Below are 15,312 nucleotides of genomic sequence, written 5' to 3'. Positions count from 1 at the left end.
AGGCAAAAGCGAGTACCAGCGCGGAGCGTACTGGAGTACGTGAGCACTTGAACGGAGCTTTTAACGACGAAAATAGGCGTTTGTCGACACGCTGAGAGGAGCGCCTAAATGCGAGCGCTCCTCTTTATTGCATTCACCGTTAAAAATACGAAAATAATAATTGAAAACCAGTATATCATGCCAAAATATGGAATAAAAAATCCCGTTAACTTTAAAACTGTCTTTATCGCTAGCGGTAGCGTCATGCCGTAAGCGCCGAACATCCAAAGTCGCCTGTAGCTAACCGATGCACTGCGTCCAAATGGCAACGATACCCATGCAATAATCGAAATGAATACCACGCTAATCAGCACCTGTAAAAACGCCTTCACATATTGATAAAAAAATGCTAACTGTTTCAACTGTGATTCATTGTCCTGCAACAACTTCAATACATCCACATTTGTATATTCCTGTTCACTTCCCCAAATCGGCAAATCGCGATACGCCGTACTATTCGTCGACATCAAGCCATTTTTTCCGAATTTAAACCCATCTTGCTGCAACGCGATCACGTAATCCGTCGACGCCCGCTGCGTTACATCTCCAATCGTAATTGTCACATCAAAAACCGGAATGGGCACAATCAATGGCTCCCCTTCATAATCAAGCCCCTGCTCGGACAAATTAAACGGTTGCATTTCCGTTAATAAACCCTCATAATCCAATTTCGACGTCTTCGAAAAGCTAGAAAAACTCAAAATCAGAGATGAAAGCAACACCAAACATAACAAATAAAAAAATGATTTCCAAATACTCTGTGCCTTCCATTTTCCAATCGCTTTCCACTGAAAAAATAAACTCTGCTGAAACTGCTCAATTATCCCCATTTTTCTACTCACATCCAAAACGTTATTTATCTTTAAAAATCATATTAAACCATTATATAAATTAAATCAATATAAAAATTATATTTGACTTACCAAAACGTTTCGTATAAAATATGGAACTAAAGAAAGCGTTACCCATTCATTTACTATTTTGCAATACGAAAGGATACGAATATGTCATTAAAATACGATAAAGGCACAGAAAAATCAAAGAATTGGTTGATAACAGAAACACAATTTCAACCAGAGGCGCTCGGCAAAGTCGAGGCTGTTTTTAGTTTAGGAAACGGCTACATGGGCTTACGCTCTACAACCGAAGAACGTTATGCCAACGAAGCACGCGGTAATTTCGTTGCTGGAACCTTCAATAAATTTCTTGGCGATAAAGAAGTCACCGAACTACCAAACGCTGCGGATATGACTGAAATGATCTTCACCCTAAACGGAGACACGTTCCAATTAACAGATGGCGACATTCTAGATTTTGATCGTACACTAAACCTTAAAGATGCGGAACTATCACGTCATATCCATTGGCGCTCCCCATCCGGATCAGAATACAAGCTTATTTTCACCCGCTTTGTATCCCTAGATAATAAACACATCATCGCCCAAAAAGTTGCGATTACACCTCTTTCTAGCGATCTCACCTTGACGCTTCGTTCAGGCATCAACGGCCAAATGACTAATACTGGGACGCAACATTTTAAAGAAGGCGTTTTGCGATTGTACGACCAAAAAATCATGAAACTAGAGGCGCATACGACAGAATCCAACATCGATTTTGTTCATTTTTCTCAGCATGCCTTCAAAAAAGAAAATATAAACTTTACACCGAAAAACACGATTTTCATGGACCGTCGCAAAATTTTCACAGCATTTGAACCAGGGATAATCAAGAAGAACGAAACCGTTACGATCGAGAAAGTATCTGGCGTGTACACAAGTCGCGATAAAGATTGGATCGATGTCGATACGGCGCTTGCGAATTTCACATCCACCTCCGATTACGATACTTTATTCCAAGCACACCGCAACGCTTGGGAAAGCCAAGTTTGGGAGCAATATCCGATTCAAATCGAGGGTGTTGATTTTGATCAGTTGGCTATTAGATTCGCGATTTATCATCTTACCGGTATGACGCCAGTGCATGATAATCGCATGAACATCAGCGCCAAAGGGCTTTCTGGCGAAGGATATAAAGGTCACGCTTTTTGGGATACCGAAATTTTTGTATTGCCCTTTTTCACAACATCCAACCCTAAAATTGCTCGCCAGCTTCTAGAATATCGCTCCCTATCTATTCCTGGGGCAGTCCGCAAAGCAATTGATAACAATTACGAAGGCGCTATGTTCCCATGGGAATCCGCTTGGCTTGAAGACGGGGAAGTGACGCCAGTTTGGGGGGCAGCGGACATCATTACAGGCGAACCTACAAAAATCTGGTCTGGCTTCATCGAACAACACATCACAGCCGACATCGCATTCGCTGTTTGGCAATATTACCAGTTTACAGGCGACCAAGACTTCATGGAAAAACACGGCTACGAGCTACTATTCGCCACCGCCGTTTTCTGGCAATCGCGGCTTGAAGAAAAGGGAAATCGATATGAAATAACTGGTGTAGTCGGCCCTGACGAGTATAAAGAACATGTGGATAATAACGCCTTCACGAATTACATGGCCCATTGGAATCTAGAAAAAGCTATTCATTACCATGATTTGTTACAAGAAAAAAATCCCGAATTACTAGCCTCACTTTCTGCTAAATGGGATCTTCCAAACAACTATCAAAAATGGCAGGAAAAAGCGGCAAAACTTTATCTACCGCAACCGAACACAGAGCTAGTCATTCCACAAGACGACACCTACCTATCGAAAAAAATTATTGACCTTGCGCCTTATAAAGAAGCCTCCCAAGTTGGCGCTTTATTTCTAGACTACAATCTGGATCAAGTAAACGATATGCAGATTACAAAGCAAGCCGACGTTATGATTCTCCTATATCTTCTTGAAAATGAGTTTTCACCCGAAGTGAAGCAAGCTAATTGGGATTACTATGAGCCTAAAACACTGCACGATTCATCGTTAAGTCGAGCTACCCATAGTATTTTAGCATCTGATTTAGGTGATAAAGACCTCGCCTACTCCATGTTTGAAAAAGCAAGCCGTATCGATCTTGGTCCAAATATGAAATCAAGCGATGCCGGTATTCACGCCGCATCCATCGGTGGTATTTGGCAAGTCGTAGTAAACGGTTTCGGCGGTGTTCGCATGCTTGACGGAAAACTATATCTCCACCCCCACCTACCAGAAAAATGGACAGCGTTGCAATTCCCGATTTACTGGAAAGGCTCGCGTTTAGAAATTAAAGTCACGCAAGAATCCACCACTATCACAAATACCTCCGATAACGCGGTGGCTTTAGCGCTTAACGGCACTGAAATAAGTATTTTAGCCAACACAACATTTACCACAAATTAAAAAATAGAGCTTGTTCAAGATGCCAATTTCGACATTTGAACAAGCTCTTATCTATTATTTAGCTTCTTTTGCCTTCGCAATCGCCGTTTCGTAATCTGGGTGATTCGTTCCTTCACCAACATATTCTGCATGAACGACTTTGTTATTGCTATCCACCACGAACACAGAGCGAGCTAGCAAACGTAATTCCTTCATCACAACGCCATATGCTTCACCAAACGAAAGATCGCGATGATCAGAAAGGGTAATGACATTCGGAAGTCCTTCAGCAGCACACCATTTCTTTTGTGCGAAAGGTAAATCCACTGAAATGGTAAGTATAGCCGTATTTTCTAAACCAGAAGCGTCCTCATTGAACTTGCGTGTCTGCTGAGAGCACACACCTGTATCAATCGACGGGATCACACTGATTATTTTCACTTTACCATCATAATCACCTAATGTGACTGGCTCCAGACCTTGATTCAACACTGTGAAATCAGGCGCCGTGTCGCCAACTTTTACTTCTTTTCCAATCAATGTCATCGGATTTCCCTTAAATGTAACTTCTGCCATTTGAATTCCTCCTTAGATTTCTTCTACGCCTTCTATTCTACCGAAGAGTCCCGCAATGTACTATTTTTTTGCCTATAATAACACAATTTCCAGTATTCCCAAGCTTCTAAATACTTTTCCAAATCAGCCGGATGATGCAATAAACAGCGCGCGATTCGGATATACACCCCAATCAAAACTGAGCCGTAAAAATCTTCTGGTATAGGTGTTTTTAAAAATTGTAGCGCATAGGTAAGCGTCTCCTCTGTCAAATCTTCTGGTGATGAGAAAAAGGCAAAAATGAGATCGTATGTTGGCGGACCATCCACTGGAATAGGATCTATGATGGCGCTTAAATGTTGATCCTGAAATAGAAAATTATGAACGCCGCAATCTCCATGTAATAACATCGCTGGCTCTATTGGTTGCTTTTGAACAATTCGTACGATCAGTAGCGCATCTTCCTCGGATAATTGGTTACCAATAATTGATCTCGCTCCCATTGTTTCTTTTTGTAAAAAACGGAGCCAATGAACATCAGAGTACCAGCCACTCCCACGCGTTGCCATACGGTAATGATTGATAAGTCCTACAACTAATTCCTGCAGCATTTGTCTCTTTTCTGGCCGTATTCCCGAGGTCTCGCCTTCTAAAAATGGATATACGACATATTCATCTGCTTCGTAAACAGGGCTTGGCAAAATGGAAAGGCCCCCATAAATACATAAAAACCTTGCTTCCGCGCGTATAACACGACTATCATTGATCTTCACGACATACTCCCAGTCGCCCTCGCAGCAAACCTTCGCTACCTGACTAGATGTGCCACCACTTAAAAAATGCCATGTTGTTATTTCCGAAATAAAGACACCTTTTTCTACCAGTTCGTCTATCGCTACACTCATTTCCATCAAGTCTACTCCTTTCAAAAAAGAACTCACAAGCCAAGCTCGCAAGTCCTCATCACCTATTATTTCCAATCTTTATCTAACGCCAAATACCCTTCATGTACAACCGCTGTGCTCTCCAGCAAATCCGCAATTCCTTGCTTTTTCGGTGTGAATGCACAGACAAGGTACAAAATCCAAACAACCGACGTGACAAAGCGTAAAGCGCCTTCGCGAAAAAGCACCGTTCCCCATGTTAACTTCTCTTTTTTCAGCGATACGACGCGAATTCCAAAAATCATTTTTCCAAGCGTTTGGCCCCAAATTTTCGTCATCACGATAAAATAGGCCAGAAAAACAAGTGTCAAAAGCGCTCCGTAAATCGCGAAAAAGGAACCATCCATGTTCCAATCAGCTAACCGGAAAACTGGGCTAATCAAAATCCCTGATATCGCCGTCGTCACAAGTAAATCAATCATATATGCCATAAAACGAATCCAGAATCCAGCGTAATATTGTGTTGGAAAACCGCTTTTTTCATCTTTTGGAGGCTCATATTTAAACACTGGACGCTCCGTGTGTTGCAACGTTTCCTGTTCCATTTGAACTCCTCCTTTATTTTCCATACAAATACATCAGACGCGGAGCTTCCATCATGTTCATCAACTGTAATGCCTGATGTGCCTCACTTTTTTGACCAACGATTTGGCTGACAGATGTAGAGAATATCGACGCTAAGCTACCACCGCTTGTATCGTATTCAAACACTTGTGCACCTTTCAAATCTTGCTCTTTTTCCAAAGCGTTGAGGGCATCTTCTTGATATCCGAACGCATCAATTAAACCATTCGCCTTCGCTTGTCGGCCATCGTAAATCCGGCCATCTGCAATTTTGCGAACCTCAGCTTCTGTCATGTGACGACCTTCCGCGACAACTTTCACGAATTGAGCGTAAGAATCATCAATCATCGACTGCATAATCGCTTTTTCTTCCGCCGTCATTGGGCGCGACGAACTCATAATATCCTTGAATTCCCCACTCTTAATCGTATTATCAGAAATTCCGACTTTCTTCATCAACTCGCTAAAATCATATCCTTGCATAATAACACCAATCGAACCCGTCAGCGTTTCAGGACTCGCGTAGATTTTATCGGCTGGCGCGGAAACGTAATAACCGCCAGATGCCGCCATACTTCCGAATGAAACATAGACTGGTAACGTTTTCTCTTTCTTAATTTGTAAAATTTTATCGCGAATTTGTGCGGACTCCACAACGCCACCACCAGGTGAATTCACGTTTAGGAGAACACCAGCTATCGAGTCATCTTCGCGGATATCCTCAAGAAAATCCATAAAAGCAGAATGGCTGTAACCTTCGCTACCACCCAGAAGTGAGTCACTAGAACCAGTATCCTGAATCGCACCATCGATATGAAGCACGGCAATCCGCTTATCTAGATTCCCTTCTTCTAACACCATCTCCGTCAAGCCTGTATCCTCCGCCATCAACGAGTCCACCCAAGACATTTCATACTCGTCATCAGTTGCCAATAGCGTACTTGTGATCTTCGTAATCCCGCTCACTACTAATAAAGCGGCGACAATCCCGATCGCAATCCATCTTTTTGCATTCACATTATTTCCCCCTTTTTTATTACCATAGAACTATCATAACGGAAAACCGATACTTTTTACAGCGAAACTTGAAAAATTCTTATTTTTTACAAGATTAGTAGTGAGCATTCGTGTTATAATGAGGTGGAGATTGAATTAACTAAGAACTCTGGAGGTTTTAGTATGGCTGAAACAATTTTTTACTTTTCGTATCGTAAAACAGAAGAATTACAAAAACATGCGGATGAACTGAAAAAAGTAACAAAAGAATACGGTTTTGAAGTGACAGATGATTTCGAAGCTGCAACAGCGATTATTAGTATTGGTGGAGACGGCGCATTCTTGAAATCCGTGCGTGAAACTGGTTTCCGTTCCGATTGTCTATATGCAGGTATCGCATTAACAGAACAACTTGGCCAATATTGCGATTTTCACGTACACCAAATCGATGAAATTATTAAGGCAGCTGCAGAAGATCGCTGGCTTGTTCGCCGTTACCCGACGATTTATGGTACGGTTAATGATTCGAAAGCTTTTTATGTATTAAATGAGTTCAATATCCGCTCATCGATCATTCGTACGCTACAAATCGATGTGTATATCAATGACAGCCTGTTTGAAACGTTCCGCGGTGATGGCATGGTTATTTCGACGCCAACCGGAAGTACGGCTTACAATAAATCAATCAACGGCTCGATTGTGGATCCATTATTACCGTCGATGCAAGTGAGCGAGCTCGCTTCGATTAATAATAACCGTTTCCGTACGCTCGGCTCCTCGTTCATTTTGAGTCCGAAACGTAAATTACGCCTAGATATGCGGGCGAATGGCGTGAATGATTTCCCGATTATGGGCATGGATTCCGAAGCGCTTAGCATCCAACATGTTGATGAAATTAAACTTGAAGTTGGCGATCGTTTTGTGAATATTATCAAACTGCATAATAATTCATTCTGGGATAAAGTGAAGCGTAACTTCTTGTAAAAACCAAACAAAGCTTGTTCGTAACCGCCTGATTTGGCAATACGAACAAGCTTTTTTGTTGTGAAAAAGCTCCATTCCAAGTTTCTAGAACAGAGCGCGTATTCTTATTTATTCCAGCAATCCTTAAATTCTTGCCAACTACCAAAGTAATATTTAACCACACGATAATCATCAAAATCAGTCATTTTGGGCGCTCTGCCTAAAATTCGGATGATTTCATTAGCCTCTTTAATATAGCGTTCCTTCATCTCTTTTCCTTCACCCTCAGGAGCTACTAACGTCAAATCTGCCGCATTCAAAAACTGCTCCCACGAACCAAAACTTTTAGTTGCAGCACCAACTCCTGGAAACTCCGAAGCTGCGCCTATTGGGGGCCTGCCAAGTACTTTCGTAATGCGCTTTACTTCATCTATCAAATATTCATCCGTATATCGTTTTGCCGCCAATTTAATCAACCTTTCGCTATTAAAGTATTAACAAGGATTATTGTACCATATGATTCTTTCTGACGTCACTAGATAGCCTCACGTTTTCGCAAAATTTTCCGTTGTTTCAACAATCATCTATCTGGATAGCAATACCAATCCCTAAAAGTTCGGACAGTTCATCTGGATTGAGCAAACCACCACGTCTTACAATCGTACCATTTACAATCACAATAGGCAAAATCTTTGAACCATTTTCTTCTAGCTCGGCGTGTACTAACTTGTTTTTTAGAAATGGGATTTCGGATTCTGATTTTATATATAAATATGTCTTTATCTCTTCGCCCGTAAACTCAAAAGAAGCTTTTGAGAACGAATCATTGTGAATGCTTTTGAAAATTTCGAGTTCTAAATTACCATTATCTTGTAAGCAATAATAACTAATCTCCATTTTCCACCTACCGCCTAACTATCAAGGAATTGGGATAATGACTCTTCGCTCTTACTTATATCTTCTAGATTCTCTTTGACTACATTTCCCATTTTGGATCTGTAATAAGTACCACCTAAACTGGAATTGTCCGCATTAAACATAAAAGTAACGCTATCTAAATTTGGAATCAAGGAAAATAGGACGGCCGCATTTTTTTCATGTATGTCTGGGGAATTAGGCGTTTCATCACTATCTGGGATTTCATAAGTGACCGTCACTCCATACGGCTTTTTCTTTGTTTGCAATTGAATTTCTTGAATGTAGTCTCGCAAATAAAGATGCTGAACGATTGCCGAGACTGCGCTATTATCCCCAATTTTACTATCACGCTTTTCGAATAAGACTTGAACGTCCTCGCTCGTCGGCTCCGAGCTATTTTCCTTGCCGTTAGCACAACCTGCTATCATCAGAACCATCACACTGAGCATAACTACAGATAAATATCGACGCATCATTGGAAAGCCTCCCCCACCAGTTCATCTAGTTTATTTTTTGCCTGTCGATCCAAATCCGCCTCGATCCGTGTTGCCAAGCGTGGTAACTTCGGTGATTTGAACCTCTGGCATTTTGGCCATAATTCTAAACTGACAAATCCGATCACCTTTTTCAATAAGCGTATCTCGCATCGCAATCGCCGGGAACTTCCAGAAATCATTCTCGCCACAATAGCTCTCATCGATGACTCCCATACTATTTGATTGGATAATCCCAAAATGCTTATATGTACTAGAACGCGGCACAACATGGGCTTCGTGTCCTTTAGGCAGCTCCATCGCCACACCAAGGTCGATTAGTTTATAATCACCAGAAGCTAGGCGAACTTCTTCATTTGCATATAAATCGATCCAATCGCCTTGCTCGATTTTATTTATTCTAGCATCCTGATCTGCCGCGTACTTTACTTTTATCTCCATTTTCTATCACTCCAATATCTGAATTCTCTACACTGCTAATCCTATCATATATATATCAATTCGGGAATCACTTTCTCTAAAAAGTAGCTTAAATGTAACGGAGATATACGCCTAATCCAGAATAAAAAATAATCTCGGTATCACTATATCTAGCAATCCCGAGATTATCTTCTTATATCTTCGTTATTTCCACGTATTCCGCAGATGGGCTAAGCGCTGCCCGATAGTCCGTTTGTTCCAGTCTCTTCCCGTTTTTAACCTAATATCATTACTAATAAAGCTTTCTGCGCATGGAGTCTATTTCCTGCTTGCTGATATACGAGTGACTGTTTACCATCGATGACAGCCGTGGCCACCTCTTCTTCGCGATGTGCTGGTAAACAGTGTAGGAAATGATAGTCCGATTTGGCGTACGAAACTAGTTCACTCGTCACAGCATATCCTTCGAAATCCGCCAGACGTTTCGCATTCTCCTCCTCTTGCCCCATGCTCGTCCACACATCTGTGTACACAAAATCAGCTTCAGAAACAGCAAGAACGGGATCTGTCGTGATCTCGATTGTCGAACCGGTTTTAGCGGCGATTTCCAAGGCTTTATTTAAAACAGCTTCATCTGGCTCATAACCCGCCGGCATCGCGCATGAGATATCTAAGCCAACCATTGCAGCAGCGATTAGCAGCGAATGGCAGACATTATTCCCGTCCCCGATGTACGCGAGTTTTACACCTTCAAATGTATTTTTCACTTCAAAAATCGTTAATAAATCGGCTAATGCTTGGCACGGATGATGCAGGTCCGTCAAGCCATTAATAATCGGAATTGACGCGTGTTCGGCAAGTTCCTCCACACCTTCGTGGCTAAACGTCCGGATCATCACGGCGTTTATATATTCACTCAACACGTGCGCTGTGTCCTTAATTGGCTCACCACGCCCGATTTGTAGCTCCTTGGACGACATCACAATCGCCTGCCCACCTAATTGCAAAATCCCCGCCTCAAAAGAAACCCTTGTCCGCGTCGATGACTTATCAAAAATCATCCCTAAAATTTGCCCGCTCAACGTATGGCTATAATGCGCTGGATTTGTCTTAATCGTAAGCGCCAATTGCACCAATTCTGCAATTTCTTCATTGCTCCATTCTAATAAACTCAACATATCTTTCCCTTTAGTCGTTTCTGTTTGATACACCATTATTTCATCCCCACTTCCTGTTTTATAACCACTGATTCAATCAAATTCGCCGCGCATTCCAATTCCTCTTTTGTCACCGTTAATGGTGGTAAAATACGCAACACATTCGGTCCTGCCGTTAATGTGAGTAAGCCTAGCTCTTGCAACGCTTTAACTGCTACTCCCGCCTCTGATTCTAACTCGATTCCAAGTATCAAACCTTCACCACGAATCTCCACGATGCTCCCCGCTAATTTTTCACTAAGTAACGCTTGAAAATAGGCGCCTTTTTCCGATACATCTGCGAGAAATACTTCATCAAAAACAAGGTCAATAACCGCATCCGCTGCTGCCATCGCGATCTTATTCCCGCCAAAAGTCGAACCGTGAACACCTGGTCCAAATGTTGCAGCAAGCTCTGATTTACCAACCATTGCACCAACAGGCAAGCCATTTCCGAGCCCTTTTGCTAAGGTGAAAATATCTGGTTTTATGCCTGCATGTTCAAAAGCGAAACGTTTTCCTGTGCGCCCCATGCCAGTTTGAACTTCATCGATAATGAGTAGCGCGCCATGTTTTTCACATAGCTCAGAAACACCAACTAAAAACGCTTTTGTCGCTGGCAGTACGCCGCCTTCACCTTGAATAACTTCCAGCATGACCGCCGCTGTTTTTGCCGAAATTGTGTTTTTCAATGCTTCCAAATCATTGTATGGTAAGTATGTAAAACCTGGAAGTAACGCACCGAAACCATCATGAATTTTTCCTTGTCCTGTCGCCGTCATGGTCGCAATAGTTCGGCCGTGAAACGATTGCTGAAACGTAATAATCTCATCACAACCCGTGTGTTTTTTTGCGAGCTTTAACGCAGCTTCATTTGCCTCAGCACCACTATTACAGAAAAAAACAACACGATCCTCGTCCGCCGTTAATTTTGTCGCAACTTGTTCTTGGATACTGCTCTCAAAAAGATTCGACGTGTGCCAAATTTGACCGAGTTGCTTCTGTACAGCGGCTAGAACAGTCTCGTGGCAATGCCCCAAGTTGCAAACCGCAATGCCCGAGGTGAAGTCAAGATACGCTTTCCCATTTGCATCCTTCACAACCGTCCCTTTTCCTTCCACAATCTCGATTGGAAATTTAGTGTATGTTGGAAATAAATCACTCATCCTACCTTCACCCCTTCGCTTATTATCGTCCCTTTAGTCGTAATTTCGTTCGTAATAATCACTTGTCCAACGCCCTGTGCGACTGCATTTTTCGCACTTTCAAGCTTTGGAATCATGCCACCCGTGATGATTTTTGTCGCGACCAACGCATCCAGTTCGGCAGTATCAATATGCGCCATTACTTGCCCCGCATCCAGAACCCCCGCCACATCTGTTAGCAAAATTAATTCTTCGGCTTGGAGCGCTGCCGCCACCGCGCATGCTGCCAAATCCGCGTTGACATTTAACCACTGCGTCAACATCGCCAAACCTAGTGGCGCAATCACTGGCACAATTTGTTGCGCGATTAAACTCTCAATCAAGTCCGTCTTAACATGTGTAATTTCCCCAACAAAACCGAGCTCGCCGTCCGTTAATTGTTCCGCTTGCATCAAGCCCGCGTCGCCCGCATGTAAGCCAACCGCTGAGATTTGCTGCTGCTCGAGCGCTGTAACGATTTCTGGTTGCACTTGCCCAATCAAGACCATTTTCGTAACCGCGAGCGTTTCTTTCGTCGTAATACGCAAACCCGCCTTTGTTTCGACTGGAATCTGCAACGCCTCCATCATTTTGCTAATCTGAACGCCGCCACCGTGAACCAAGACGACTTTTTTGCCATCCGCCTGCCACATTTTTATTTGATTGAAAAAACTTTCATGAAGATGACTTCCCGCGACGCCACCTATTTTCACAACAATAATGCCACTCATCCCATTCACCCCTTTTTTATGTCCGGTAACACGCATTTATTTTGACATAATCATAGCTTAGATCGCATCCCCACGCGGTTCCTTCTTCCAAACCACTATGCAAATTCACTTCGATACGTATATTCTCCTTTTGCAAATAATTAGCCAGTACATCCGGATCATAAGCTGCTGTCTCACTTTTTTCTAAAATTGCCGTCTCACCAATCCTAATCGTGATATTATCCGGTGAAAAACGACCGCCGCTGTAGCCAATCGCGCAAATAATTCGGCCCCAATTCGCATCCTCACCGAACATAGCAGTTTTCACAAGGCTTGACGATACAATCTGCTTAGCAATCATTCTCGCATCTTCTTTTGACGTCGCGCCTTTGACTTGCGCCTCGATGAGTTTCGTTGCACCTTCACCGTCCCTCGCAATACTTTTCGCTAAATGCTGGCAAACGGCATAAAACATCTTTGTGAATTTGGCAAACTCTGATGTACCTTCTGAAAAAGCGGTATTTCCCGCACAGCCATTAGCCATCACGACGACCATATCATTCGTTGACGTGTCACCATCCACCGTTATTTGATTGAACGTTTGATCTACTTTTTGTTTTAGCAATTTTTGCAATAGTTTAGCTGGAACTGCAGCATCTGTCGTAATAAACGAAAGCATCGTCGCCATATTGGGATGAATCATTCCCGAGCCCTTGGCCACGCCTGAAATCGTGATCATTTTCCCACCAATTTCAGCTTGTAATGTCAGCTCTTTTTGCACCGTATCCGTCGTTAAAATCGCCTCATGAAAATCGCCACTCGTACCTGATTTCGCATCTAGCGACGTAATCCCCGCTTCCACTTTCTCCATCGGTAAATAGTCGCCAATAACGCCAGTGGACGCAACCGCTATGTCTGTTTCAGCGATTCCTAAATGTTTCGCCGTAATCGCCCGCATCGCAAAGCCATCATCCAGCCCCCGCTTCCCAGTGCACGCGTTCGCCACGCCACTATTGACCACAATCGCCTGCAATGTCTGGTCTGCCGCCAAACTATCCTTTGTTATAAAAATTGGCGCAGCTTGCATTTGATTCATCGTATAAACCGCCGCAGATTCAGCCGGAACCTCCGAAAAAATAATCCCGATATCCTTCTTTTTACGCTTTAATCCACAATGCTTCCCGTCCGCGTGAAACCCAAGCGGCGTTGCAATCGTGCCATTTTCAACCGTTATCCAATCCTTTTTTTCTAATACCTTTTCCATCTTACTTCCCCCTAAATCAAGGATAAACCGGTATAAAATCAAGCCCAGCCGTTTCATCAAACCCAGCCATCAAATTCAAATTCTGAATCGCTTGTCCCGCGGCCCCTTTGACCAAATTATCGATCACCACAACAATCGTAATCATATTCGTTCGTTCATTATAACAAAGCCCAATATCGCAAAAGTTCGATGCCGTCACCTGCTTAAGCGTCGGATAAACATCCTTATCCTGAATACGCACAAATGGCTTCCCGTCATAGCTTTCTCGGTATAACGAAAGCAACTCATCCGTCGATGTCGCACCTTTCGCCTTCACATAGATCGTTGCAAAAATACCTCGCGTCACCGGGATAAGCGAGGTCGAAAACGTGATCGCATCAATCCCCGCATCCCACACCCGCAACTGCCGAATAATCTCCGGAATGTGCTGATGTTGATTCATCCGATACAGCGTCATGTTTTCATTCGTCTCCGGAAAATGCGTATTCGCACTCGGCGTCTTGCCCGCCCCAGAAATGCCCGATTTCGCATCTACAATAATTGAATCAGCCTCCACCTTACCATGCATCACAAGCGGCGCTAACCCAAGCAATGTCGCCGTCGCGTAACAACCAGGGTTCGAAATAAATGTCGTATCCACGTTCTCGCGCCATTCTGCCAAGCCATATTCCGCCTGATCCAAGTAAGCATCTGGCGCAGCGTCCTTGTTGTACCACTTCTCATATTTCTCCTTCGTCAACCGGAAATCCCCAGATAAATCGATGACCTTCATCCCAACATCGATAAACGGCTGCGCAGCCTCCTTCGCGACACCACTCGGCGTTGCTAGAAAAACAGCTTCACTCTCCTCTGCAATTTTGACCGCGTCAATTTCGGCGAGCTCATGATGGTAAACTGTATGTAAATGCGGATAAAATCGCGATATATCATCCGTTTGGGCGGAGAAACTATGCAAAGATACAATCTCGACTTGCGGATGCTGATGCAACAGTCGAAGTAATTCGAGCCCTCCATAACCTGTTGCCCCAATAATTGAAACTTTCATGATTTTCCCACCCTTCTTATTTTTTATGATAAAGCTTATTATAAACCTGTATATTTATAATGTCAAATGGTTTTTTATAAATAATTAAGCTTATTTATACGTTTTTTATGTATATTATCATCGAATTTATGCAAATTCGATTCACATACTAGTTTGACCCCATCAAAAAAAGCCGCTCATAAGAACGACTTTTCCATGCTAATATCTGTTATTTCTCTTTATCCGATTCCTTTTTCATACCTTTTTTCAAGCCTTCAGCTGCGTCCTTTGCATCCGACGCGGCCTCCTTCACTTTGCCCTTCGTTTTCTCCACAAAGCCCTCTGTCTGCTTCTCTTTATCGCCAGTCAATTTCCCAGTCTTTTCTTTGACGTCACCTTTTAATTGATCTTTCTTGCCTTTATCGTCTACCATAATATTCATTCCTCCTTCAATTTCAAGCCAACGATTATTTTCACAAGCGCTGACTTGGCTATATTTATTTTTACCGGTTCTATAATAAATGTTGGGGTAGAAATTAATCTGCCTCAACATTTTTTTGTTCTTATTTCAAGACAAAAAAATACACAGTAATATCAAAATCCTTTAAGATAAAAGTGACCAAACCCAATCCAAAGGAGCGATATTACCATGCCAGACCATTTTATCATACAACTCATCGGTTTAGAAAATAAAAACGTCCAGCTCATCGAGCATTCCATAGAGAAGGATACCTGCCATATTCATATT

At 42.7% G+C, this 15,312-nt stretch carries 17 protein-coding genes; 2 read left to right on the top strand and 15 right to left on the bottom strand.

Going from position 1 to position 15,312, the window contains the following annotated elements; genetic code table 11:
* Positions 1-104: 104 nt before the first annotated feature.
* Positions 105-869: a DUF1189 family protein gene (locus HPK16_RS02000; RefSeq protein ID WP_181675359.1), complete on the bottom strand. Its 765-nt coding sequence runs from the start codon at positions 867-869 to the stop codon at positions 105-107.
* Positions 870-1,043: 174 nt separating this feature from the next.
* Here HPK16_RS02000 and HPK16_RS01995 point away from each other — a divergent pair, with 174 nt between their 5' ends.
* The gene (locus HPK16_RS01995) at positions 1,044-3,353 is read left to right on the top strand and encodes a glycoside hydrolase family 65 protein (protein ID WP_181675358.1); all 2,310 of its coding nucleotides are present in this window, start codon (positions 1,044-1,046) and stop codon (positions 3,351-3,353) included.
* Positions 3,354-3,407: 54 nt separating this feature from the next.
* Here the strand turns inward: HPK16_RS01995 and tpx are convergent, their stop codons facing one another.
* The 4 genes from tpx to sppA are packed head-to-tail and all read right to left on the bottom strand — an operon-like array spanning position 3,408 to position 6,412.
* Complete coding sequence (tpx, locus tag HPK16_RS01990; protein ID WP_181675357.1) at positions 3,408-3,908, bottom strand: thiol peroxidase; 501 nt, start codon at positions 3,906-3,908, stop codon at positions 3,408-3,410.
* A 32-nt stretch (positions 3,909-3,940) separates the two neighbouring features.
* Positions 3,941-4,798, bottom strand: coding sequence for an aminoglycoside phosphotransferase family protein (locus tag HPK16_RS01985; protein WP_181675356.1), 858 nt, complete (start codon positions 4,796-4,798; stop codon positions 3,941-3,943).
* Positions 4,799-4,857: 59 nt separating this feature from the next.
* Positions 4,858-5,376 carry an RDD family protein gene (locus HPK16_RS01980; RefSeq protein WP_246369211.1) on the bottom strand — a complete coding sequence of 173 codons (519 nt, stop codon included), beginning with the start codon at positions 5,374-5,376 and terminating at the stop codon, positions 4,858-4,860.
* 13 nt (positions 5,377-5,389) lie between these two features.
* The gene (gene sppA, locus HPK16_RS01975) at positions 5,390-6,412 is read right to left on the bottom strand and encodes a signal peptide peptidase SppA (protein ID WP_181675354.1); all 1,023 of its coding nucleotides are present in this window, start codon (positions 6,410-6,412) and stop codon (positions 5,390-5,392) included.
* Between the two features lie 162 nt (positions 6,413-6,574).
* Here sppA and HPK16_RS01970 point away from each other — a divergent pair, with 162 nt between their 5' ends.
* On the top strand, positions 6,575-7,375 hold the full coding sequence (locus HPK16_RS01970; RefSeq protein ID WP_181675353.1) for an NAD kinase: 801 nt from the start codon (positions 6,575-6,577) through the stop codon (positions 7,373-7,375).
* A gap of 104 nt (positions 7,376-7,479) precedes the next feature.
* Here the strand turns inward: HPK16_RS01970 and HPK16_RS01965 are convergent, their stop codons facing one another.
* The 10 genes from HPK16_RS01965 to HPK16_RS01920 form a co-directional block, all read right to left on the bottom strand.
* The gene (locus HPK16_RS01965; RefSeq protein ID WP_181675352.1) at positions 7,480-7,821 is read right to left on the bottom strand and encodes a homing endonuclease associated repeat-containing protein; all 342 of its coding nucleotides are present in this window, start codon (positions 7,819-7,821) and stop codon (positions 7,480-7,482) included.
* A gap of 106 nt (positions 7,822-7,927) precedes the next feature.
* The gene (locus tag HPK16_RS01960; protein ID WP_181675351.1) at positions 7,928-8,251 is read right to left on the bottom strand and encodes an arsenic metallochaperone ArsD family protein; all 324 of its coding nucleotides are present in this window, start codon (positions 8,249-8,251) and stop codon (positions 7,928-7,930) included.
* 14 nt (positions 8,252-8,265) lie between these two features.
* Entirely contained in the window at positions 8,266-8,748 is a 483-nt protein-coding gene (locus HPK16_RS01955; protein ID WP_181675350.1) for a DUF4825 domain-containing protein, read from the bottom strand.
* Positions 8,749-8,778: 30 nt separating this feature from the next.
* Positions 8,779-9,207, bottom strand: a complete 429-nt coding sequence (locus HPK16_RS01950; RefSeq protein ID WP_181675349.1) for a dUTP diphosphatase — start codon at positions 9,205-9,207, stop codon at positions 8,779-8,781.
* A 254-nt stretch (positions 9,208-9,461) separates the two neighbouring features.
* Positions 9,462-10,400 carry an ornithine carbamoyltransferase gene (argF, locus tag HPK16_RS01945; RefSeq protein ID WP_181675348.1) on the bottom strand — a complete coding sequence of 313 codons (939 nt, stop codon included), beginning with the start codon at positions 10,398-10,400 and terminating at the stop codon, positions 9,462-9,464.
* On the bottom strand, positions 10,400-11,548 hold the full coding sequence (argD, locus tag HPK16_RS01940) for an acetylornithine transaminase (RefSeq protein ID WP_181675347.1): 1,149 nt from the start codon (positions 11,546-11,548) through the stop codon (positions 10,400-10,402). The genes argF and argD overlap by 1 nt, the downstream gene beginning before the upstream one ends.
* Positions 11,545-12,297, bottom strand: coding sequence for an acetylglutamate kinase (argB, locus tag HPK16_RS01935; protein ID WP_181675346.1), 753 nt, complete (start codon positions 12,295-12,297; stop codon positions 11,545-11,547). The genes argD and argB overlap by 4 nt, the downstream gene beginning before the upstream one ends.
* Before the next feature lie 16 nt (positions 12,298-12,313).
* Positions 12,314-13,510 carry a bifunctional glutamate N-acetyltransferase/amino-acid acetyltransferase ArgJ gene (gene argJ / locus HPK16_RS01930; RefSeq protein ID WP_425487911.1) on the bottom strand — a complete coding sequence of 399 codons (1,197 nt, stop codon included), beginning with the start codon at positions 13,508-13,510 and terminating at the stop codon, positions 12,314-12,316.
* Between the two features lie 46 nt (positions 13,511-13,556).
* A complete protein-coding gene (gene argC, locus HPK16_RS01925) occupies positions 13,557-14,585 on the bottom strand; it encodes an N-acetyl-gamma-glutamyl-phosphate reductase (protein WP_181675344.1) in 1,029 nt (342 codons plus the stop codon).
* Positions 14,586-14,793: 208 nt separating this feature from the next.
* Positions 14,794-14,997, bottom strand: coding sequence for a CsbD family protein (locus HPK16_RS01920; protein WP_181675343.1), 204 nt, complete (start codon positions 14,995-14,997; stop codon positions 14,794-14,796).
* Between the last annotated feature and the right edge of the window lie 315 nt (positions 14,998-15,312).

It is taken from the genome of Paenilisteria rustica, assembly GCF_013820765.1.
In the GTDB taxonomy this organism is placed as follows: Bacteria; Bacillota; Bacilli; order Lactobacillales; family Listeriaceae; genus Listeria_A; species Listeria_A rustica.
Note: the sequence above shows the minus strand (reverse complement) of the source record. Positions and strands in the feature narration are given on the sequence as shown.